This window comes from Priestia sp. 10L35 (assembly GCF_056395685.1).
Genome location: NZ_JBFTKA010000004.1, coordinates 498,667 through 520,087, shown reverse-complemented (window position 1 = coordinate 520,087; position 21,421 = coordinate 498,667). Strand labels below are relative to the sequence as shown.

The 21,421-nt window shown below is 39.6% G+C and carries 19 protein-coding genes; 14 read left to right on the top strand and 5 right to left on the bottom strand.

Annotated elements, in window-relative coordinates; translation table 11 throughout:
- Nucleotides 1-152 precede the first annotated feature (152 nt).
- From AC1DEF_RS18165 to AC1DEF_RS18115, 11 genes are all read left to right on the top strand, one after another.
- Nucleotides 153-1,460, top strand: a complete 1,308-nt coding sequence (locus tag AC1DEF_RS18165) for a sensor histidine kinase (protein ID WP_097824159.1) — start codon at nt 153-155, stop codon at nt 1,458-1,460.
- Between the two features lies 1 nt (nt 1,461).
- Entirely contained in the window at nt 1,462-2,385 is a 924-nt protein-coding gene (locus tag AC1DEF_RS18160; RefSeq protein ID WP_097824158.1) for a response regulator, read from the top strand.
- Nucleotides 2,386-2,601: 216 nt separating this feature from the next.
- Entirely contained in the window at nt 2,602-3,873 is a 1,272-nt protein-coding gene (locus AC1DEF_RS18155) for a cation:dicarboxylate symporter family transporter (protein ID WP_028407730.1), read from the top strand.
- Between the two features lie 337 nt (nt 3,874-4,210).
- Nucleotides 4,211-4,390 carry a YfhD family protein gene (locus AC1DEF_RS18150; protein ID WP_013055768.1) on the top strand — a complete coding sequence of 60 codons (180 nt, stop codon included), beginning with the start codon at nt 4,211-4,213 and terminating at the stop codon, nt 4,388-4,390.
- A 508-nt stretch (nt 4,391-4,898) separates the two neighbouring features.
- Nucleotides 4,899-5,363, top strand: a complete 465-nt coding sequence (locus AC1DEF_RS18145) for a C40 family peptidase (RefSeq protein ID WP_016766438.1) — start codon at nt 4,899-4,901, stop codon at nt 5,361-5,363.
- 196 nt (nt 5,364-5,559) lie between these two features.
- On the top strand, nt 5,560-6,435 hold the full coding sequence (locus AC1DEF_RS18140) for an N-acetylmuramoyl-L-alanine amidase family protein (protein WP_318331027.1): 876 nt from the start codon (nt 5,560-5,562) through the stop codon (nt 6,433-6,435).
- Between the two features lie 217 nt (nt 6,436-6,652).
- Nucleotides 6,653-9,967 carry an Ig-like domain-containing protein gene (locus AC1DEF_RS18135; protein ID WP_477727511.1) on the top strand — a complete coding sequence of 1,105 codons (3,315 nt, stop codon included), beginning with the start codon at nt 6,653-6,655 and terminating at the stop codon, nt 9,965-9,967.
- 183 nt (nt 9,968-10,150) lie between these two features.
- Entirely contained in the window at nt 10,151-10,993 is an 843-nt protein-coding gene (locus tag AC1DEF_RS18130) for an aldo/keto reductase (RefSeq protein WP_029324962.1), read from the top strand.
- Nucleotides 10,994-11,127: 134 nt separating this feature from the next.
- On the top strand, nt 11,128-11,268 hold the full coding sequence (locus AC1DEF_RS18125) for a hypothetical protein (RefSeq protein WP_477727510.1): 141 nt from the start codon (nt 11,128-11,130) through the stop codon (nt 11,266-11,268).
- A 197-nt stretch (nt 11,269-11,465) separates the two neighbouring features.
- Entirely contained in the window at nt 11,466-11,633 is a 168-nt protein-coding gene (locus AC1DEF_RS18120; RefSeq protein WP_013055774.1) for a Fur-regulated basic protein FbpA, read from the top strand.
- A gap of 49 nt (nt 11,634-11,682) precedes the next feature.
- Entirely contained in the window at nt 11,683-11,886 is a 204-nt protein-coding gene (locus AC1DEF_RS18115) for an IDEAL domain-containing protein (protein ID WP_016766443.1), read from the top strand.
- Nucleotides 11,887-12,414: 528 nt separating this feature from the next.
- On the opposite strand, the gene AC1DEF_RS18110 is transcribed toward AC1DEF_RS18115, so the two are convergent.
- The 5 genes from AC1DEF_RS18110 to AC1DEF_RS18090 form a co-directional block, all read right to left on the bottom strand.
- Nucleotides 12,415-13,770, bottom strand: coding sequence for an arsenic transporter (locus AC1DEF_RS18110; protein WP_013055776.1), 1,356 nt, complete (start codon nt 13,768-13,770; stop codon nt 12,415-12,417).
- 228 nt (nt 13,771-13,998) lie between these two features.
- Entirely contained in the window at nt 13,999-14,151 is a 153-nt protein-coding gene (locus AC1DEF_RS18105; protein ID WP_172738443.1) for a hypothetical protein, read from the bottom strand.
- A 50-nt stretch (nt 14,152-14,201) separates the two neighbouring features.
- Complete coding sequence (gene menC / locus AC1DEF_RS18100) at nt 14,202-15,311, bottom strand: o-succinylbenzoate synthase (RefSeq protein ID WP_053486919.1); 1,110 nt, start codon at nt 15,309-15,311, stop codon at nt 14,202-14,204.
- Nucleotides 15,308-16,135, bottom strand: coding sequence for a GNAT family N-acetyltransferase (locus AC1DEF_RS18095; RefSeq protein WP_098399683.1), 828 nt, complete (start codon nt 16,133-16,135; stop codon nt 15,308-15,310). Before AC1DEF_RS18095 ends, menC begins: the two co-directional genes overlap by 4 nt.
- 22 nt (nt 16,136-16,157) lie before the next feature.
- Nucleotides 16,158-16,964, bottom strand: a complete 807-nt coding sequence (locus AC1DEF_RS18090; RefSeq protein ID WP_097824151.1) for a MurR/RpiR family transcriptional regulator — start codon at nt 16,962-16,964, stop codon at nt 16,158-16,160.
- A gap of 188 nt (nt 16,965-17,152) precedes the next feature.
- On the opposite strand from AC1DEF_RS18090, the gene AC1DEF_RS18085 reads away from it, so the two are divergent.
- The 3 genes from AC1DEF_RS18085 to AC1DEF_RS18075 all read left to right on the top strand — a co-directional run bounded on the left by AC1DEF_RS18085 (nt 17,153) and on the right by AC1DEF_RS18075 (nt 21,389).
- Complete coding sequence (locus AC1DEF_RS18085) at nt 17,153-18,523, top strand: sigma-54 interaction domain-containing protein (protein ID WP_223268930.1); 1,371 nt, start codon at nt 17,153-17,155, stop codon at nt 18,521-18,523.
- Between the two features lie 73 nt (nt 18,524-18,596).
- Nucleotides 18,597-19,913 (top strand): aspartate aminotransferase family protein, encoded by a 1,317-nt coding sequence (locus tag AC1DEF_RS18080; RefSeq protein WP_308355301.1) that lies wholly within the window; start codon nt 18,597-18,599, stop codon nt 19,911-19,913.
- Between the two features lie 66 nt (nt 19,914-19,979).
- Complete coding sequence (locus AC1DEF_RS18075) at nt 19,980-21,389, top strand: sodium:solute symporter family protein (RefSeq protein ID WP_477727509.1); 1,410 nt, start codon at nt 19,980-19,982, stop codon at nt 21,387-21,389.
- Nucleotides 21,390-21,421: the final 32 nt, after the last annotated feature.

Genomic DNA, 21,421 nt, shown 5'->3' with positions numbered 1-21,421 from the left:
CTACAGAGAATAATGAAAGAGAATAAATAACTGTTTATATATGGGCTATATTTATAAATGGAAGTAGGAATGTAAAAAAATATAGAGAAGAGCGATTGTCTTTTAGATTGCTAAACTATATACTTATGTTCAAAAAGTGCAGGAAGTGAACGATGAAAGTTGATACGGTAGTAAAAAAAGATGTTTTACTTATTCTGGTGATGATAGTCGTTGTGCCGCTAGCAGGAGAGCTTAAATATTATCCTTTTCATGATACGTATAGAGTTAGCTTTGCTGTGCCCATTTTTTTCTTTTCACTGCTGCTTTTAAGAAAGGTATCTCCTGTAATACCAGGTATTTTAGTTGCGAGTGCTATAGTGGGCTTTCGGATGTACCTTGACTGGTATAGCTACGAATCATTTGATTTTCTGCATTCTTTGCAGATCAGGTGTTCAGCAGGGGTCTATTATCTCGTTTATGCCATTTCTTTTTCGTGGTTTAAAATTAACGATTTTCATTCAAAGCCTTGGATTATTGGCATATGGAGCATCATCATCGAAACGGTTTCAGGCGGGATGGAATTGCTTTGTATGTATGTAATGGTTCATCATCATATTGTGTTTCCAGAGTTCATGCAGATTTTTATTGTAGGCGTCTTTCGAAGTTTCTTTGTTTTATGCCTATTTAGTATGATCAAACTTTACGAGGGGCAGCTGAGAGAACGACAAATCTCTCAAAAAAATGATCAGCTGCTTGTTGTGCTTTCAAATTTATATGAGGAATCCATTCATTTGAAAAAAACGCTGCAGGACGCTGAGAGAATTACGAAAAAGTCATATGATTTGTATGAAGAATTACACGAAGCGGATATCCACCAGCTTACTTCACTGCACGATTTTAGCCAAAAAGCATTACAAATTGCAGGAGAAGTACATGATATAAAAAAAGACAACCAGCGGATATCAGCAGGACTGTCCAAGGTTATTACAAAAGAAGAATTTTCTGAGTATATGGAAATTGAAAGTCTGCTTCAAATCGTGATGCGCAGCAACGAAAAATATGCGGCGATGTTAGCAAAAGATATTCATTTTTCATATTCGATTTTAGGAGAGCATCCTCGCTATCACGTGTACTTGTTTTTATCATTAATTAATAACCTAGTAACGAATGCGGTCGAAGCGATTGAAAAAGAAGGCGCGATTATTATCGATGTATGTCGAGAAGAAGACCGCATTTTATTGTATGTAAGAGACAGCGGTCCCGGAGTGAAAAAAAGGCATGAACGTCTCATTTTTAAAGCGGGATTTACATCCAAATATGCAAAGGACGGAACGCCTTCTACGGGTCTTGGGCTTGTCTACGTTAAGCAAATGACCGAGCAGCTGGGAGGGAATATTCAATTTGTTAATCTGTCTCCAAGCCCCGGTGTTCAATTTGCTATAGATTTACCTATTTCTACGTTAATGGGGGATAAGGACTAATATGCGATTTTATATCATAGATGATGACGAAGTCTTTCGTTCAATGTTAGCCGAAATTATTGAAGATAACGATCTAGGGGAGGTTATAGGAGAAGGAGAAGACGGGATCGTGTTAAACGATCAAGTTTCTTTATTGCAGCAGATCGATATTTTATTTATTGATTTATTAATGCCGGTTCAAGATGGAATCGAAACCGTGCGCAAAATAAAGGATAGTTTTAAAGGGAAAATTATTATGATGTCACAGGTAGAAACGAAAGATTTGATTGGAAAAGCCTACTCGCTTGGCATTGAATACTATATCACGAAGCCGCTTAATCGTATGGAAGTACTCATGGTCATTCAAAAAGTAATTGAACGAATTCATGTTCAACAATCAATGGAGAAAATTCAAGAATCGTTAAATACCGTACTTAATGTAGGAAATCAGCAAAAAACGCCTTCTTTTGGTAAAAAAGAAAGCGATCCGGTAGAAGCGTGCAGGTTTCTTTTAAGAGAACTTGGGATTTTAGGAGAAAGCGGAAGTAAAGATTTGATTGAAATCATCAATTACTTGCATCAAACGGAAAAAAGCACGATGTATGAACAGCATTTTCCTTCTCTCAAAGAAATTTTTGAGAAAATTACCGTGAGAAAGCTTGGTTCATCTTTTTCAGAAGACGTGCTGCAAAAAGAAATGAAAGCAGCCGAGCAGCGAGTAAGAAGAGCTATTTATCAGTCTTTAAATCATTTGACCTCTCTTGGTATGGTTGACTTCTTTAATCCTAAATTTGAAAATTATGCTTCTAAGTTTTTCGATTTTTCAATGGTGCATCAGCGCATGAGAGATATAGAAAAAGGCACGGGAAAAAGCAGCACTCCGAGTCGTATAAACGTAAAAAAATTTATTCAAATGCTCTATTATGAAGTCAAACAAACGCTGTAGTAAAAAAACTACAGCGTTTTCATTTTGTAATTTTCTAAAAACTTTTTGTTAGTTTCAGTAGGTTTTTGTTAGATTTTGTGATGCCTATGATAATGTAATCTTATGAATAAAAGAACTACTTAATAAACAGTTCTTAATTGAATTGTATCTGTTGAATACATCAAGTGCAAATAAACAGCTTTGAGCTGTTAGAAAAAAGAAGGAAGGTGCAAAGATATGTTCAAAAAGCTTGGATTAGCAGGACAAATTCTAATTGGTTTGATTGCAGGTATTATTGTAGGGGCTATTTTTTACGGAAATCCTAAAGCAGTTGAAGTGCTGCAGCCAATTGGAGACGTATTCATTCATTTAATTAAAATGATCGTGGTGCCGATTGTTATATCTAGTATCATTGTGGGCGTTGCGGGTGTTGGTGATATTAAGAAGCTTGGTAAATTAGGCGGAAAAACAATTCTTTACTTTGAAATCATTACAACGGTTGCGATTGTTGTAGGCTTATTAGCAGCTAACTTGCTTCACCCTGGTACTGGTGTGGACCGCAGCGGTCTTGAAAAATCAGATATCAGCAGCTACACATCAACGGCAGAAGCTACAGAGCAAAAAGGATTTGTAGAAACATTTGTTCACATCGTTCCAACGAATGTATTTGAGTCAATTGCTGCAGGCGACATGCTGCCAATTATTTTCTTCTCGGTCCTATTTGGACTTGGAATTGCATCAATCGGTGAAAAAGGCAAGCCGGTTTTAAGATTCTTTGAAGGTACGGCAGAAGCGATGTTTTGGGTAACGAATTTGGTTATGAAGTTTGCACCGTTTGGCGTATTTGCATTAATCGGTGTAACCGTATCAAAATTTGGACTAGCGTCTCTGATTCCGCTTAGTAAGCTTGTAATTGTTGCTTACGGCACAATGATTTTCTTTGTGTTAGTTGTGCTAGGACTTGTAGCTAAATGGGCTGGCGTTAACATCTTCCACTTATTAAAAGTGCTAAAAGATGAATTGCTATTAGCATTTTCAACTGCAAGTTCAGAAACAGTATTGCCGCGTATTATTGCGAAAATGGAAAAGTTCGGATGTCCTAAAGCAATTACATCTTTTGTTATTCCGACGGGATATTCGTTTAACTTAGACGGATCTACTCTTTATCAAGCGCTTGCTGCGATTTTTATCGCGCAAATGTACGGTATTGATATGAGCATCACACAGCAAATTTCACTGATATTAATTTTAATGGTTACATCTAAAGGAATTGCAGGAGTTCCGGGCGTATCGTTTGTTGTACTGCTTGCAACGCTTGGATCTGTAGGACTTCCGGTAGAAGGGCTTGCATTTATCGCTGGAATCGATCGTTTGTTAGATATGGGACGTACAGCGGTAAACGTAATTGGAAACTCACTTGGTGCGATTGTCATTTCGAAGTGGGAAGGGCAATTTAACGATAAAGACAAGGAAGCTTATATTAACGAAGTAACAAAAAAAGTATCGTAACAACAAAGAGTCTGGTACAAAAGCATTGTAGTTGAAGAAAGATCCGAACGATTATTCGTTCGGATCTTTTTTATATTGATGTAGATTTTATCTGTGCAGTTGCTTCTAGTTGTTGATTGGAGAACAAGGCGAAGGCTCCTGCGGAAAGCGAAATTTGGTATGGAAATTAACGGCCGTGCAACAAGCGATCCATACCAGCTCATTTATCCAATTTATCCGGCTTTAGATGGGATTTATTTCGTTATGTCTCAATCTTTTTTCGGTTGAATTTGCTTTGGGAAATTGGGAATAGTAACTAAAGATGAAAAACAAATGATTGATACAAGGAGGTCTCAATATGGGAAGAGCAAATAATCACAAATCATCACATAACAACAAAGGGTCACTGCCTCAAACACCAAAAGAGTTAAAAATTGCTCCGGATCAAGCAAATGAAGAATTTTCACGTGAATTAGCGCAGCATCACGATGCTAAAGCGAAACAGGACTTAATTTTGAAACAGCAAAAAGAAAAGTAAAAGAAAAAGAGGCTGGACAAAAGTGTTTTAATTGAAGGGAAATCCGAACGATGAATGGAGATTCTTGATGGAGAATCCAACTCGTTCGGATTTTTTATTGGCAGAGTGAACGAAGGTTTCATTTCTATAGTTGCTTCTAGCTTGTGATTGGAGGGCAAGACGAAGACTCCTGCGGGAAAAGCGGAACAGGTGAGACCCCGCAGGAGCGTAAGTGACGAGGAGGCTCACCGGCCGCCCGCGGAAAGCGAAGTCTTGCACGGAAATCAACTGCCGCGTAACAAGCGATTCATACTAGCTCGTTTATTCGTCTGTAGATTCGATTGACTTAGGTATGTTTCAATCTCTTTTATACATATCTAAAGATAAAAATACCTTAGTAACCATTTTGTAACATTATTTAATCATAGCGTAATAGTTTTTGAGGCTTTTTTCATTATAATTAAACCGAACATATTGAAAAATAAGTTCTATAGAAACGTAACGTTCGGTTACATAATGGAGGAGAAAAATGAAAAAAGCCATCATTGGGTCTATAACGGCAGCGGCAGTCTTATTTAGCGGAGCCAGTCCGTTTATTGCACCTGCTCAAACAGTAGAAGCAGCGTCATATTCATACAAGGACACGGCTATTGCTACTGGTAAAAAATTAATGGGTGTTCCTTATAAATGGGGAGGCACAACAACAAAAGGTTTTGACTGCTCGGGATTTATTCAATACATTTTCAAAAAGGCTGGAAAAACACTTCCGCGCACAACGGAACAAATGTATCGAGTAGGGACAAGCGTTTCAAAAGCAAAGCTTCAAAAAGGAGATTTAGTTTTCTTTCAAACGTATAAAAAAGGTCCTTCACATGTAGGCGTGTACTTAGGAAATAATCAGTTTCTTCAAGCTTCTACGTCTAAAGGCGTGACGATTACATCTCTTAGCAACAGCTACTGGAAAGCACGTTATATTGGTGCAAAACGGATTTAACCATCCGTCATTTTTTTGAAAAACAACACTACATTATGTAGTGTTGTTTTTTGTTTGCATATACATAACATATTGCCAATATTATTTTTAACGTTTTATACAAAAAAATCCATATTCTATGAGATAATAACGTTAACACATTTTGTACTTTAACATAAGGAATATCCCACTCTATTCGAAAGTTTGGTGAGCGAAGATGAAGCGCTTAGTATGGAGTTATGGAATAGGTATTGTTGCAATAGTAGCAGTACTCTTATTTTTCTTTATGATGAAAGGTCAAACAGAGAAAGCCGTCGTTAGCGGAAATGTACCAAAAGCTCATGCGCAGGGAGAAAGAGTGAAGCAGCCCATCTCACAGTTCCAAGCAGTACAGCCTCATGAAGCAGGTAATGAAGTGAAAAATGTAAAAAACAACATGCCTGAAAAAGCGGATCCTTCTTCTTTTTTAGTCTACATTGACCCTGGTCATCAATCTCAGGCTAACCTGGAGAAAGAGCCAATCGGACCGGGATCAGCAGAAACAAAAATAAAAGTTTCCGGAGGCACATCAGGCGTTGTGACCAAGAAGCCGGAATACAAGCTAACGTTGGAAGCTTCTATGATATTAAAACAGCTGCTCGAAGAAAAAGGCATCACCGTAAAGCTTACTCGGAGTTCTGATAATGTAGATATCAGCAACCGGGAACGAGCGGAGCTTGCGAACAATTCAAAAGCTGATCTGCACGTACGTATACATGCAGATGGTTCTGGAAATGCTTCTGTAAAAGGATTTTCTGTGCTTACTCCTGCAGAAGATAATTCCTATACAAAGTCTATTTATCAAAGCAGTCTGCAGGCATCTCAGGCTATTCTGACAGAGGTGAAAAAAGATCAGTTTGTCGAAGCAGACGGCATTCGCTATCGCAGTGATCTTTCAGGATTTAACTGGTCGACTGTACCCGTAACGCTAGTTGAACTGGGGTATATGACGAATCCAGAAGAAGACCGGAACCTGTCTGATCAGGCTTACCTTACAAAGCTGATGAATCATATTGCAGATGGTATAGCGGCATATGAAGAAATGAAAAAATAAAAGGTGAAAAGACCTATAAAAGCGTGTGACTAAATCAATTGATTTATGTCACACGTTTTTTTTGTCGTTCATATGATATAAAGAAGCGTTTTTTCGACAAAAAAATGGACGAGCAGAAAAGAAAACTAGGTAAAATGCTTTAATTTTTATAAAACTGTGTCGATATAACGAGTGATATGAAAATGCGTTAGACAGTACATGAAAATGGGGGAACAAGATGAGAAAGTTAACGGCATTTGCTTTAGTACTAAGCGTACTGCTGTTTCAATTCACGCCACTTGCTAGCGTGAAAGCTGAAACGGTAGAACCAGTTGTGTCTGTAAAATTAGTAAACTATTTAGGAGATCATCATGCAATTACAATTAAGCCGTCTTATTTATACACTATTAAAAACTCGGATTTGGTCTTAAAGGCAAATACAGAGTATACGGTAACAGCAACAACTCAAGGTGTCACTCTAAAACAAGGAAGCACTGTATTAGGTGATTTTACAAGCTTTGAAATTACACCGTCTCTTTATAAAAATCCCATATCTATTAACGGCAGACAGTACTTAGGGGACGTTGCGTTTACAAATGAAAAAGGAACGTACGTCAGACCTGTTAATACGCTTCCGATTGAAGACTATTTAAAAGGCGTTGTGCCAAATGAAGTCTATACATCTTGGAACCTGCAAGCCTTAAAAACTCAGGCAGTAGCAGCGAGAACATACGCAATGAGCTATGCAGGAAAAGTAATCAATGACACGGTAAGCTATCAAGTATACGGTGGCTATACGTGGTACGACAGCACAAACAAAGCAGTAGATGAGACATTTGGACAAGTAGTCACATACAACAATAAATTAATCAACGCCGTTTTCTCATCAAGCAACGGTGGGAGAACCGAATCAAACAGTAATGCTTGGGGAGGAACTCAGCTTTCTTATTTCCCGGTGAAAGAAGATCCATACGATAAGCAGACGCCGTGGACGTTAGCTATTCAAAAAACGCAAATTGATTTAACAGGAAAAGATTTAGCTAACTATAGCGCTTGGTGGAATACGGTTTCTGAAAAAGATAAAACCGTTACGGATAATTTGAAGTCATGGTTAGTAGCCAATAAGCATCCTGGTAAAACCATTAAAATTACGTCTATTCCAAAGGTGAGTTTTTATGCTCCTTCATCAGGAGGCCGTGTGACTAAAGGTGCGATTACAGTGGACTACCTCGTTAAAGGAGATGTAGACAGTTCGCAAAAACTAGTGGTTCATCATTTGGAATTAACAGATTTAACATCGACGAAGCTAAAATCGATGTTAAACAGCCGTGCGATGCTTAGTCTGCTTGTAACGGAAACAAATGAAACAAGCACATCAACAACTTTTAATGGTAAAGGAAATGGACACGGTGTTGGGATGAGTCAATACGGTGCTCAAAAAATGGCAAGCGTAGGAAAAGACTATCGTGAAATTTTAGATTTTTATTATCCAACAACAACTCTTTTAAGTTTTTATACAACTAAATATCCGCGAAAAGAGCAGGAGCAAGAAGCACCGAAAGATACGGTTGCGCCTGATGCACCTTCAGTTAATACACTAGGAGACAACCAAACATCGCTTACGGGCGTGACAGAACCAAATGCTTCTGTTATTGCAAAAGTGGAAAATGAAGTAATTGGAACGGGTCTTGCTGACGAAGCTGGAAAATTTGCAATTACGATTGCCAAGCAGCCAGCAGATACAAAAGTATCGGTAACGTCTAAAGATGCAGCTGAAAATGAAAGCATGGCCACAGTAGTGACCGTAACGGATCAAACGCCGCCTTCTGTTCCAATTGTAAATGAAGTAAGTGACCAAGATATGACCGTAACAGGCGTAACAGAAGCAAACGCCGCCGTGACGGTAAAAGCAGGCGATGCAACGTTCTCTGCAGTAGCGGATGGTAACGGTACATTTACTGTTTCAATTCCAGTACAAATAGGTGGAACAACAATAGCGGTAAGTGCAAAAGATAAAGCAGGAAACGAAAGTCAAGCGCCTTCTTTTGCGGTTAAATCTACGTTAAAAGCACCGCTTGCACCAAAAGTAAATGCAGTAAGTGATCAAGACACAATGCTTAAAGGAACGGCTGAAGCAAATGCGACGGTCATCGTTAAAAACGGAAGTCTTCAGCTTGCAGCAGGCAACGCAGATGCCAAAGGAAATTACAGCATTTCAATTGCGAAACAAAAAGCAGGAAGCACGCTGTCTGTAACGGCTCAAAATGCAGGTGGAACAAGTTCAGCCACTGCGGTAACCGTACAGGATAAAACGGCACCAGCTGCGCCAAAAGTAAACGCAGTAAGTGATCAAGATACAAAAGTTACAGGTACAGCAGAAGCAAATGCGACGGTTACTGTAAAAGTGGGAACAACAACTGTGGGAACGGCTAAAGCAGGTGCAAACGGAGCGTTTTCTGTTGCCATTTCTCTGCAAAAAGCGAATACAAAGCTAAGCGTACAAGCAAAAGATGCAGCAGGAAATAACAGCTCTGCATCGACTGTAATCGTTACAGCAAAGCAAAAAGCTCCGGTAAAACCGACAGTTAATGAAGTGAGTAATAGAAGTACAGCCGTTACGGGTACAGCAGAAGCAAATGCGACCGTTATCATTAAAAACGGAAGTCTTCAGCTTGCAGCTGGTAAAGCGGATGCCAAAGGAACATACAGCATCTCGATTGCAAAACAAAAAGCAGGAAGCAAACTGTCTGTAACGGCTGGAAACACAGCGGGCGTAAGTCCAGCTGTAACTGTAACCGTGCAGGATAAAACAGCACCCGTTACACCAAAAGTAAACGCTGTAAGCAATCAAGATACAGTCGTAACGGGAAGCACAGAAGCCGGCGCAGAAGTGCATGTGAAAATTGACAAAAAAGTAATTGGCAAAGGAAATGCAAAATCGGATGGAACGTTCAGCATCACCATTCCAAAGCAGCCTGCTTCTACAAAATTAGCTGTTATTGCAAAAGATGCAGCCAATAACTACAGCTCCAACACGTTTGTAACGGTCAGTGCCGCGCAGACAAAACCAGCGCTTCCAACCGTTAATACGCTTACTGAAAAAAGTACAGCCGTAACGGGAACAGGAGAAAAAAATGCGTCTATTTATATTAAAGCAGGCGGAAAGATTATTGCGAGCGGAAAAATTGATGGAAACGGCAAGTTCAGCGTAAAAATTCCTGCTCAAAAAGCAGGAACAGAAGTAACGGCCGTGCTGCAAAATAAAGTAGGATACAGCCCGTATAAAATTGTAAAAGTGCAAGACACAACCCCGCCGGCACCTCCGGCAGTGAATGCCGTTACGTCTTTGTCCACCTTTATCTCTGGAAAAACAGAAGCAAATGCCGTGATTACGATTAAAAGCGGTACAAAGCTGATCGCATCGGGCAAAGCAGATGGCAAAGGACAGTTTAAAGTAACTATCCCAAAACAAAAATCAGGCGTAAAGCTGGCTGTGACGGCAAAAGATGCCGCTGGAAATACAAGTTCAGCAGTCAATATAAACGTTAAATAAAAACAAAAAAGAATTCTCTGCGAAGGATTCTTTTTTTAGTGATTTTTAAGTGGGATAGAAGGTTACTAAAAAGTTACCTTAGAACTTTGAAGTGCCTAACTTACTTTAAAGTGGGTTCTATCTTTTTCTTTTTTTCTGTTTCATAATAACAAATGTAAAGAAATTAGCAGGGGGTTTTTTATAATGAGTAATCATTTGCAAGATACAGTCACACTTCACAACGGAGTCAAAATGCCTTGGCTTGGACTAGGTGTATTTAAAGTAGAAGAAGGGCCTGAATTAGTGAACGCGGTGAAAACAGCTATCGTCAAAGGCTATCGCAGCATTGATACGGCAGCTATTTATGGAAATGAAGAAGGTGTAGGAGAAGGAATTCGCCAAGGTCTGAAAGAAGCAGGTCTTTCACGCGAAGACATTTTTGTTACATCAAAAGTTTGGAACGCAGATTTAGGCTATGAAGAGACGCTGGCTGCTTACGAAACAAGCTTACAAAAGCTTGGCTTAGAATATTTAGATCTATACTTAATTCACTGGCCGGTAGAAGGTAAGTATAAAGCAGCGTGGAAAGCATTAGAAATGCTTTATAAAGAAGAAAAAGTAAGAGCTGTGGGCGTAAGTAATTTTCAAATTCATCATTTAGAAGACTTAATGAAAGATGGAGATGTTAAGCCTGTTATTAACCAAGTGGAGTATCATCCTCGTTTGACACAAAAAGAGCTGCATGCTTTTTGTCAAAAGCATGATATTCAGCTAGAAGCATGGTCTCCGCTTATGCAAGGAGAATTGCTAGATAACGATGTGTTAAAAGGAATTGCTGAAAAGCACGGTAAATCAGTTGCTCAAATTATTCTGCGATGGGATCTGCAAAACGGAGTTGTAACGATTCCAAAATCGACAAAAGAACATCGTATTGTTGAAAATTCATCGTTATTTGATTTTGAATTGGATGCTGAAGACGTAAGTAAAATTAATGAATTAAACCAAAATCACCGGGTAGGTCCAGATCCGGACAACTTTGATTTTTAATAGAAGAACTAAGAGGCTGGGAGAAAAGTAATTTAGCCCAAGTAAAAAACGAACTATTCATCAACAAGTTTGATGAGTGGTTCGTTTTTTTGTTATGGTGAATACAGCTTCATCTGTTTCGTCCCTTCTAGCCGTTGATTGAAGGGCAAGGCGAAGACTCCTGCGGGAAAAGCGGGACAGATGAGACCCCGCAGCAGGAGGGCAAGCGACGAGGAGGCTCAGCGCCCGCCCGCGGAAAGCGAAGCCTTGCACGGAAATCAACGGCGGTGTCATAAGCGGTTCAGCTCATGTATCTCATTTGTTCGTCTTTAGGTTGGATTCATTTAGTTATGTCCCGGCCTCTTTTTATGCATTATTACATAAATTTAACATTTTCTTCACAGTAAGCTAAAGGACGGGCCGTATGATAAAGAAAGGTCGTGAAAGATAGAGAAATCATTTCATTTTTAAGTGTAAAATAGGCGGTGTAACGATGACAAAACAAGCTTACTCTCACATACAATGTAAAAAAACATCAATGATTGATTTATTGCTGGATGCAGGGGTTTATAAAAAAGGAAACAAGCAGCTATATGAGCTTACGCTTCAAGAACTAGAAACAGAATACGAAGCTATTTCACAACAGCGCATATCCCGATGAAATTTTGATACATTGCTAGAATTTGTTATAATAGAGGAAAGGATAGGAGTTGATTTATATCGAAAAGCACCCGACAGACTCGCAGCCCATCCGTATGGATATCCTCGATTCTATATTTGCTAAAATGGTATTAAATAAGGCTATCCGAGATTTTAGAAGAGATCAAATTTTACGTGAAGTCGATCAAACATTAGAAGAAAGAAACAAAGAAAAATTTTTTCAATTAATTGAAGAATTAAAATCAATTTCGTAGAGGGCGTTCGCGCGATAGAATTTGATTTTATCATTTTAGCATATAAAAACAGGTAAGAAGCGGCATGCTTAGTTACCTGTTTTTTTGTTGTCTTATTGTAAACGAAGGCCTCACATAAGAAATGAACCTTATCACTGAACAGACAAAAAGAGCAAGTCTAATGTACTCACTCTTTTCAGAAAGGTATGGGTGTTACTGAGAAAATGAATGTCACTCTCTAAATGTTGCGTGTGGGGTTTAGAAAGTTCTATGCAACTGCATATTTTCTAATTCATTCGCTCTATGTATTGTTAAAGTAACAATATAACCATATCTTATCACATGAAGGAAATTCGATTCAATATATTTATTGATTTTCTTTTTAAATTGTTCTAAATAATTAGTGAATGTAAAAAAATGTTTTTATTGGGTGAATGTGTATCTATAAAAAAACAATAGAAAAATATAGTTGGTTTTTATGAGAGACATTTGTTTGTTTCTGACGGACTGTAAGCTTCAAAAGAGTACAATCCGTCCTGTAAATCAGTATTAAGAAAAAATGAGCTGAACCCAGTAGAACAGGAGGAAAAGAGTAACGATGGTGGTAAGCGGGATAACGATAAGTGATACCTTTAAATAATCTTTCCATTTTACCTTGATATGATTTTCTTTTAAAATATGCATCCAAATAAGAGAAGCCAGTGTTCCAATCGGCAATAAAAGCGAGCCCATATCACTTCCAATAATATTAGCAAGATAAATGGTTTTAAGAGTAATAGGATCGAGCCCCATTTCAGTCAAGGTAATGGTTCCGACCATTAGGGCAGGGTGATTGTTAAACAAGTTAGAAAGAATGGAAACAAGTCCTCCCATGATAAAGCTTGCTTCAAAAAGTCCTCGATTTACAATTGGTTCGCAAACTTTTACAAGTAGCTCCGTCAAGCCTACGTTATGCAGTCCGTAAATAATAACGTACATCGAAAATGCAAAAACAAAAATGTGCCACGGCGTTTTCTTTAAAATATCAATTGGGTTTGTACGTAAGTGATACCATCTCCAAATAAGTAAGATCAGTGAGCCCAGTACAGCAACCAATTCGATTGGTATGCCGAAATAAGAGGCAACAAATAGGAGACAGCGCATAACAAACACAAATAATAAAACTTTCAGCATAAATTGTGTGCGTTTACGTTTTGTTTCAACAGAAATGCTTCCTTTTAAGGGGTGAAACTGTTTCGTAAAGAAACTCTCTTCTATATCTTTTGAAGCATGCGGCAGTTTTTTTGGCAAATGGCGTTTTACGACCGTATACATGAGCCAAGACATAAATAATAAACCAAGTGTCGCCGGTACGAACATCATCGCCGTGTGCATATAAAGCGACATATGAACAATTTTTAAGGCAATCAAATTGACAATATTACTTACACCTATAGGCGCGCTGGAAGCGGTAGCAATAAGCGCTCCACTTAAAAGGTAGGGGATCTGCTGGTGGGGTTTTAGCTGAAGGTTTTTCAAAAGTAGAATTAAAATTGGAGTGGTAATTAAAATACTGCCGTCATTATTAAATAGTAAAGTCATTAGAAAGCAAAGCAGTTGAATGTACCAATATAATCGGTACCCTGAGCCTTTGGATAAACTCACTAGCCGTGCAGCTGCCCAGTGGAAGAATCCGAAACTTTCTAATATGACGGCCATAACAATGGTGGCAATAATGGTGATAGAAGCGCCGCTTATCTTTCCGAAAATATCAACAATGTCTGATTTGGATACAATCCCTGTAAGCAGGATAATGGCTGCTCCTATGGATGCCGGCCATGCTTCGTTGATGCCGTTTGGCCTCCAAAAAATGACGAGCATTGTCATTGTAAACACGAAAATGGCAATTCCAATTTCAATATTCATCAGTATGCTCCTTTCTTCTAAAATTTGTAATGAATATACCCTTGCATGTCCCTTACACTCTATTTATATTCATTTATTACTAGAAGGATTGTGCATAAGACCATTTTTGCTAATATGTTTGTTTATCTTGCCAAGGCACGTATCATCTCGGGAGAGGAGCCTATAAAAAAGAGGCTGGGACATAACTAAACCCATCTAATCTAAAGAGAAATCAATTGGATAAAGGAGCTAGTAGGCATTGCTTTTTATATTGCTGTTGATTTCCATGCCAGCCTTTTCTTTCTGCTTGTCCCGCAGGAGTCTTCGTCTTGCACAGATAAAAGCCACTATATACATGAAACCTGCGCTCACCATATCAATAAAAAAATCCGAACCATTCATCGTTCGGATTTTCCTTCAGCTAACATACTTTTGTTCCAGTCTGTTTAAGATTAGCAAGTATAGACTTTTTCGTGTAAAGTTAGCGCTTTTATCTGATCGTGATCAGGTTCGTAGCCGATGCCTGGTGTATCAGGAACGGAAATAATACCGTTGTCGACCGTGATTTCCGGATGAACGATATCACGCGGCCAGTATTTAGATGATGCGGCCGTATCTCCGGGAAGCGTAAAATTAGCAAGTGTGGTAATGGCAATATTATGTGCTCGTCCGATACCCGATTCCAGCATGCCACCGCACCATACGGGCACACCGTGAGTTTGACAAAGGTCATGAATTTTTTTGGCTTCTGTTAGTCCGCCTACTCGTCCAATTTTAATGTTAATAATTTGTGTGCTTCCAAGTTTAATAGCTTTTCGAACGTCTTCAGCTGAATGAATGCTTTCATCTAAGCAAATGGGCGTGCGCATGCGGGCCTGCAGTTCAGCGTGATCAATTAAATCATCATGAGCCAACGGCTGTTCAATCATCATTAAATCAAACTCATCAAGCTGAGCAAGGTGATCAGCATCTGCAAGCGTATAAGCAGAGTTCGCATCAACCATCAGGGGAATAGAAGGGAACTCGTTTCGAACTGCGCGCGTCAAGTTAAGATCCCAGCCCGGCTTAATTTTAATTTTGATCCGCTTATATCCTTCATTCAAGCCGGCTTCAATTTTTCGAAGCGTTTCGTCAATCGTAGGCTGAATGCCAACGCTAAGACCAACTTCAATTTGACTTTTACTGCCTCCTAGCGCCTTAGATAGAGAGAGGTTTTGCCTGCGCGCATACAAATCCCAAACAGCGCCTTCTAACGCCGCTTTTGCCATGTAATTGCCTCGAATATGAGCAAAGCGTTGAGATACTTCGTCAGGGTGCTGAATTTCTTTCTCTTGAAGCAATGGAATTAAAAAATCCTCCATAATGTGCCAGTTTGTTTTGAGCGTTTCTTCTTTATAAAAAGGATCCGCGCACGCTACGGATTCAGCCCAGCCGGATCGTCCGTCTTCGTCTTGAATTTCTACTAAAATAAAATCTCGATCCACTTCTTTTCCAAGACTTGTGGTAAACGGATGAAGTAAATCCATTTTTAAATGCCGTAAAATGACGTGTTTTATGTTCATTTTTGCACCTCTTTTTTCGTTAAAATATAAAAATGAACGGGTGCGCTGCTCTCTGGATGCTTCATGAAGTCTGTTACTTCAAATCCTTTTGCAAAACACGTTTGAAATACGCGTCTTGTTCGCATACGCCAGTCCAATGCCAGAGAAGGAGAAGCTTCTTTCATTTGCTGAAAAGCAGACGGAATAGCTACAGCTACAACGTCATCATTTAACAGTTTTTCGTCAATATCTCTAACAGAAGGAAACCTTTCATCCGTTAACGTCCATTGAATGAGCGATGCGTCCATTATTTGTTCTGGCGTATAAAGAGGCTGAGCTCGTTTTGTATCTTCTGCGGATGCCCATTCTACAACGAATCGATCAGAAGGCAAGTCAGCATTTAACGGATCGTTCATGTCTCCGTAGCAGTTTTCAATATACGTAGAACAAACGGCTCCAAGCTTTCCAATATTTAAATACCCATTGGCGCTTTCTAGAGGATCATACGTCCAGCTAATATATGAATAACCCTTTTTTTTACTTTCTTGTCTCTGCGCATGCTTAAGCTTGGCACCGATACCCATGCTGCGATAGGCAGGGTCAACTGCTAATATATGAGAACATAAATAGACGCACGTTCCGTCAAACCCTGGAAAACTATATTGAAAGCCAATCAGCTTTTCATTTAGAAACGCACCGAGAACAAGACCTCCATTTTTAACAGCGGTCAAGGTTTGATGGACAGGCGTGGCTTCTTCTTTCCCCCAGACGCGGCTTTCTAATGCGCGTACCTCTTCTAGTTCAGTGGTTGTTGTAAGTGAACGAATCGTTAAGGCTTCAGTCATTTGTTTACTTCCTTTCTATTATCTATTCTAAAAAGATGCCTTGCTCGGCATAGAGTTTTTCCAAGTGTTCTTGTCGTTTTCCAGCCGTTTTTTCATCTCTTTTTTGCATGCTGCTAATTACAACTTGAGATAGGGCAAGAAGCGATAAAATATGTTCGGTTGTTCCGGCTAAAAGCGTGATATCAGCGATTTGGCCTACCGGAGACAAACGGCGGTCTGTAATGGCAATTACTTTCGCTCCTTGTTTTTTAGCCTGCTGAGCTACTTCGAGCGCTTCTTTTGTATAGCGCGGCAGTGAAAATACAACAACAGCAGATTCACTAGTAAGATTGCATAGCGTTTCAAGCAAAAATCCTGTTGGAAAAGATAAAAGAACATGATTGCGAAGCTGATTCATTTTATAATACAGCCAGTAAGCCGCCGTATGAGATTCACGGAAACCTGCAATATACACTTGATCACTTTTGATAAGCGCATCTACAGCTTGAGATAATTCTTTTTCGTCAACAGGGGAAAGCCATTCACTAAAAGGTTTCTTTTCTTCCGCTGCAGAATCAGCTGCAGGCTTGCTAGCTGATTCTTTTGATTCGGCAGAAGAAAGCCATTCTTTTCGCATTAGCTCCTGCAAATCGGAAAAACCATTTAACCCCAGTGCGTAAGCTAGACGAATAACGGTTGTTTCACTGACACCTGCTTCTTTGCCAATTTGTCCAGCCGTGTACAGCGAGCCTTTTTCCGTAAAATTAACGAGAAACTCAGCTACTTTTTTTTGACCGCGAGAAAGGTCAGGGAATTTATGTTTAATTAATTCTTGAAATGATTGCTTCATATAGCCTCCTAGAAAAGAAGTTATAACTTTATAAAAATATATTAATGCATTTTTAACTTCATTTCAATTGCTGTTTCAAAATAAAAAGAAGTCCTTGTGATATAATAAATTGATTATTCAAAAATAAATGCCGTATTCAAAAACGAATTGTGTTTTATTCAAAAATGAATAGAAAGCAGGGAGCATACATGAATTCAGAATGGAATGAAAATCAGTGGATCCTTCATTCATTAAAAGATGATTTGCTTGTGACGGATGAAAAAGGCATCATTGTCCGAATACATGAAGGAACGGGAAACATTTACGATGTAAAAGCTGAAAAACTGCTGGGAAAGTCTGTTTATGAACTTGAAAAACAAGGGCTTTTTACACCAATCGTCACGCCAATTGTGCTTGAAACAAAGAAGAAAATTACGCTTGTACAAACAACTAAACAAGGCAAGCAAGTGCTCGTTACAGGCATTCCTGTCAAAGATGAAAAAGGAGAGATTAAAAGAATCGTCAGCTATTCTCATGATGTGACGGAGCTTATGGAAATGAAAACATATCTTGATGCGATGGAAGGCGAAATGCAGCGTGTAAAGAGCGAGCTTATGCTGCTAAGAAACCAAAACCTATCAACTGAAGGAATTGTATGCAACAGCGAAAAGATGCAGCAGGTTCTTCGTACGGCTGTTCACGTTTCGAATGTAGACGTAAATATTTTACTTTTAGGGCAGTCAGGAGTAGGAAAAACGCACTTAGCCAAGCTGATACATAACAAAAGTACAAGAAGCAAAGGGCCGTTTATTGAAGTGAACTGCGGGGCGATTCCAGATCATTTATTTGAAGCTGAACTGTTTGGCTACGAAGCGGGTGCTTTCACCGGTGCATCTAAAAATGGAAAAGTGGGACTGGTCGAATTAGCAGATGGAGGTACGCTTTTTTTAGATGAAGTCGGAGAACTGTCACCGGCGCATCAAGTGAAAATCTTAAAGCTCATTCAAGAAAAACAGTTTTATTCCGTTGGAGGAAGAAAGCCTAAAACCGTGGACTTTCGCTTAATTGCAGCGACGAACAAAGATTTGGAAAAAGCCGTTGCTGAAAAAGAGTTTCGAGAAGATTTATACTTTCGTTTAAGCGTCGTACCGATTACCATTCCATCTTTGAACGAGCGCCCCGAAGATATTTTTCCGCTGCTCACACATTTTGCCGAGCAGTTTGAAAAGAAATACAACCGAAAAAGAACGTTTGATAACGCGGTTATTCACGCACTGCTTGCACATGAGTGGAAAGGAAACGTACGAGAGTTAATTAATGTGATTGAACACGCCGTGGTTGTGTCTTCACAAACGCTGATTACAATGGAGCATTTGCCGCATTCTCTGCATAGAAAAAAACAGGTTCAACACGTTGAAGAACATGGGGAAATGAAGCTTAATGACGCATTAAACGAGCTGGAAAAAGAGATATTAGTAAAAGCAAAAAAACAGTACAAAACGACAACAGAAATAGGGGAAGCACTGGGAATCAGTCAGCCTTCAGTTGTTAGAAAATTAAAAAAACATTCTGTTTTTTAACGTATTTGGCACGCTCTTTGCATGTAAAACAAGTACAAACACATTACTTGATAGATTGCGAGGAGGAAGTCAGATGACGCAGGCATCACTTACACAGTTAATGAACAGTCTACCGGATTTACTAGCACCAAGCATGGCGAAAGATCACCCTAATTTACCCGTGGTAAAAGCAGAAGGCTGCTACTACTACGGAGCTGACGGAAAAACGTATTTAGATTTTACATCAGGTATTGCAACAGCGAATACAGGTCATCGTCACCCTAAAGTTGTACAAGCGATTAAAAATAGCGTTGATCATCTTATGCACGGTCCGTCGGGTGTGATTATGTATGAATCTATTTTACAGCTTGCTGAAGAATTAAAAACAGTATTGCCAAGAGGATTGGACTGCTTTTTCTTTGCCAACAGCGGAACTGAAGCAATTGAAGGAGCGTTAAAGCTGGCAAAGTACGTTACGCAAAGACCTTATACGGTTTCGTTTATGGGCTGTTTTCACGGCCGTTCTCTCGGAGCGCTCAGCGTGACAACATCAAAAAGCAAATACCGAAAATTTCTTCAGCCATCAGGCTTAACGTATCAAGTGCCTTATGCAGATGTGACTCAGTGTCCAAAAGGAGAAGATCCGGAAATCTACTGCGTAGAAAAGCTGGAAAGAGATTTTGCCACTTTGTTTAAGCATCAAGTCACGCCGGAAGAAGTAGCGTGCATGATTGTAGAGCCGGTTCTTGGAGAAGGCGGCTACGTGATCCCTCCGAAAGCGTGGCTCCAAAAAATAAGAGAAGTGTGTGACAGACACGGCATTCTGCTTATTTTTGACGAAGTGCAAACAGGATTCGGACGCACCGGCGAGTGGTTTGCAGCTCAAACGTTTGACGTGACGCCTGATATTATGGCAATCGCAAAAGGCATAGCATCAGGACTTCCGTTAAGTGCTACCGTAGCTTCCAAACAGCTAATGGAAAAGTGGCCGATTGGTACACACGGAACCACTTTTGGAGGCAATCCCATTGCTTGTTCAGCAGCGCTTGCGACGTTAGACGTATTAAAAGAAGAAAAGCTGATTGAAAATTCAAAAGCAATGGGGAAATATGCAGCGGATCAGCTTCAGCATTTAAAGGCGAAGCATGAAGTTATCGGAAGCATTCGTTCAGTAGGACTAATGATTGGAATTGAAATTATTAATCCGAAAACAAAGCAAGGTGACGGAAATCTTCTTCTTGAGATTTTAGACAAATGTTTGGAAAAAGGGGTGCTGTTTTACCTTTGCGGAAATAGCGGAGAAGTGATTCGAATGATTCCTCCTTTAACGATTACAAAAGAAGAAATTGATTCGGGGCTTCGCGTTTTAGATGAAGCGCTAACGGAAATCACAAGTCTTCACGTGATTTAAGTAAAATCAAGACAGCTCTTGGCTTCAGTGAAAGATAGATTGACCTATACGAAGGAGGAATCTGTTATGAACGGACTGGATATGACGGTTATGTTTGTCTATTTTGGCGTATTGGTTGTAGCTGGTATTATTGGCTCGTTAAAAGCAAAGTCATCAGAAGATTTTATTTTAGCCGGACGAAACTTAGGGATGTTCATGTATTTAGGGTGTTTGTCAGCCGTTATTTTAGGCGGAGCGTCGACGATTGGAACGGCTCAGCTTGGCTATGAGCACGGGCTGTCTGGCATTTGGTTTGTGACGATGATTGGACTTGGAATCATTACGCTTGGCACGATTTTTATTAAGCGGATTTCGTCGTTGAAAGTGACAACTATCAGCGAACTGCTAGGAAAAAGATATAACGCTCAAGCGCAAATTATCAGCGCCGTTGTTGCCGCTATTTATACACTCATGGTATCAGTCACTCAAGTGATTGGAATGGGAACGATCATTCATGCGCTGCTTGGATGGAACATGACGGCCTCGATGTTAATTGGCGGTTCGATTGTTCTGTTCTATACGATTCTAGGGGGAATGTGGAGCGTAACGGTTACTGATATTATTCAATTTGTTGTGATGACGGTGGCGATTTTTGGATTTATGCTTCCAATGAGTGTATCAGAAGCCGGAGGTTTTAAAGCCCTTGCCGGAGATTTGCCATCATCTTATTTTGATTTTTCATCCATTGGATACGGTCAAATCTTTCAGTATTTCCTCTTGTATACGCTTGGTATGGCAGTATCTCAAGATATTTGGCAGCGAGTATTTACGGCGCGAACAGAAAAAATTGCCCGAAACGGCTCCATTTTTGCAGGGGTGTACAGCATTGCCTATGCGATTGCGGGAAGTGTGATTGGGATGTGTGCGTATTTGCTGCTGCCAAATGCAGAAAGCAGTCAAAGCATTTTTGCGACGCTTGCAGTTCAGATCCTGCCTCAAGGATTATTGGGCTTAGTACTAGCAGGTGTTTGTTCGGCGCTGATGTCAACTGCTTCAGGAACGCTGCTTGCGTCTTCTACGCTGATTAGTAATGATATTATTAAAAAAGTGTGGCTTAAAAATATTTCAGAGAAAAATTATTTAATCTTAACGCGCGTTAATACGCTTATTGTCGGCGTCCTTGCTATTGTATTTGCTCTTTGGATTCAAGACGTGCTTGTCGCTCTAGACGTTGCGTATGCTATTTTATCAGGAGCGATTTTTGTTCCGTTTGTTGTGTCGCTGTTTTGGAAAGAAATTCATCCAAAAGCCGGAGTTTCAGCGATTGTTGTCAGTACGCTAGTAGTACTTGGAGGTCTATTGATTGAAGGACTTTCTTCTACCACGCCAATCCTATACGGAATTTCAAGCAGCATTATTATAATGGCTGGATTTGCGGTTATGGCTCGAAACAAAGAACTGTCTGACCAAGAGCCGGTAAGCGAAGATGTAAAATAAGAAAAGAAAGGCTTCTCCTTTACGGTGAGAAG

Excerpts from the sequence above, each read along its gene's own strand:
- AC1DEF_RS18160 (WP_097824158.1), top strand. The coding sequence starts at position 1,462 with ATGCGATTTTATATCATAGATGATGACGAAGTCTTTCGTTCAATGTTA.
- AC1DEF_RS18145 (WP_016766438.1), top strand. The coding sequence starts at position 4,899 with ATGAAAAAAGCCATCATTGGGTCTATAACGGCAGCGGCAGTCTTATTT.
- AC1DEF_RS18130 (WP_029324962.1), top strand. The coding sequence starts at position 10,151 with ATGAGTAATCATTTGCAAGATACAGTCACACTTCACAACGGAGTCAAA.
- AC1DEF_RS18155 (WP_028407730.1), top strand. The coding sequence starts at position 2,602 with ATGTTCAAAAAGCTTGGATTAGCAGGACAAATTCTAATTGGTTTGATT.
- AC1DEF_RS18080 (WP_308355301.1), top strand. The coding sequence starts at position 18,597 with ATGACGCAGGCATCACTTACACAGTTAATGAACAGTCTACCGGATTTA.
- AC1DEF_RS18105 (WP_172738443.1), bottom strand. The coding sequence starts at position 14,151 with ATGAATGGTTCGGATTTTTTTATTGATATGGTGAGCGCAGGTTTCATG.
- AC1DEF_RS18135 (WP_477727511.1), top strand. The coding sequence starts at position 6,653 with ATGAGAAAGTTAACGGCATTTGCTTTAGTACTAAGCGTACTGCTGTTT.
- AC1DEF_RS18090 (WP_097824151.1), bottom strand. The coding sequence starts at position 16,964 with ATGAAGCAATCATTTCAAGAATTAATTAAACATAAATTCCCTGACCTT.
- AC1DEF_RS18085 (WP_223268930.1), top strand. The coding sequence starts at position 17,153 with ATGAATTCAGAATGGAATGAAAATCAGTGGATCCTTCATTCATTAAAA.
- AC1DEF_RS18075 (WP_477727509.1), top strand. The coding sequence starts at position 19,980 with ATGAACGGACTGGATATGACGGTTATGTTTGTCTATTTTGGCGTATTG.
- AC1DEF_RS18165 (WP_097824159.1), top strand. The coding sequence starts at position 153 with ATGAAAGTTGATACGGTAGTAAAAAAAGATGTTTTACTTATTCTGGTG.
- AC1DEF_RS18120 (WP_013055774.1), top strand. The coding sequence starts at position 11,466 with ATGACAAAACAAGCTTACTCTCACATACAATGTAAAAAAACATCAATG.
- AC1DEF_RS18140 (WP_318331027.1), top strand. The coding sequence starts at position 5,560 with ATGAAGCGCTTAGTATGGAGTTATGGAATAGGTATTGTTGCAATAGTA.
- AC1DEF_RS18110 (WP_013055776.1), bottom strand. The coding sequence starts at position 13,770 with ATGAATATTGAAATTGGAATTGCCATTTTCGTGTTTACAATGACAATG.
- AC1DEF_RS18095 (WP_098399683.1), bottom strand. The coding sequence starts at position 16,135 with ATGACTGAAGCCTTAACGATTCGTTCACTTACAACAACCACTGAACTA.
- menC (WP_053486919.1), bottom strand. The coding sequence starts at position 15,311 with ATGAACATAAAACACGTCATTTTACGGCATTTAAAAATGGATTTACTT.
- AC1DEF_RS18150 (WP_013055768.1), top strand. The coding sequence starts at position 4,211 with ATGGGAAGAGCAAATAATCACAAATCATCACATAACAACAAAGGGTCA.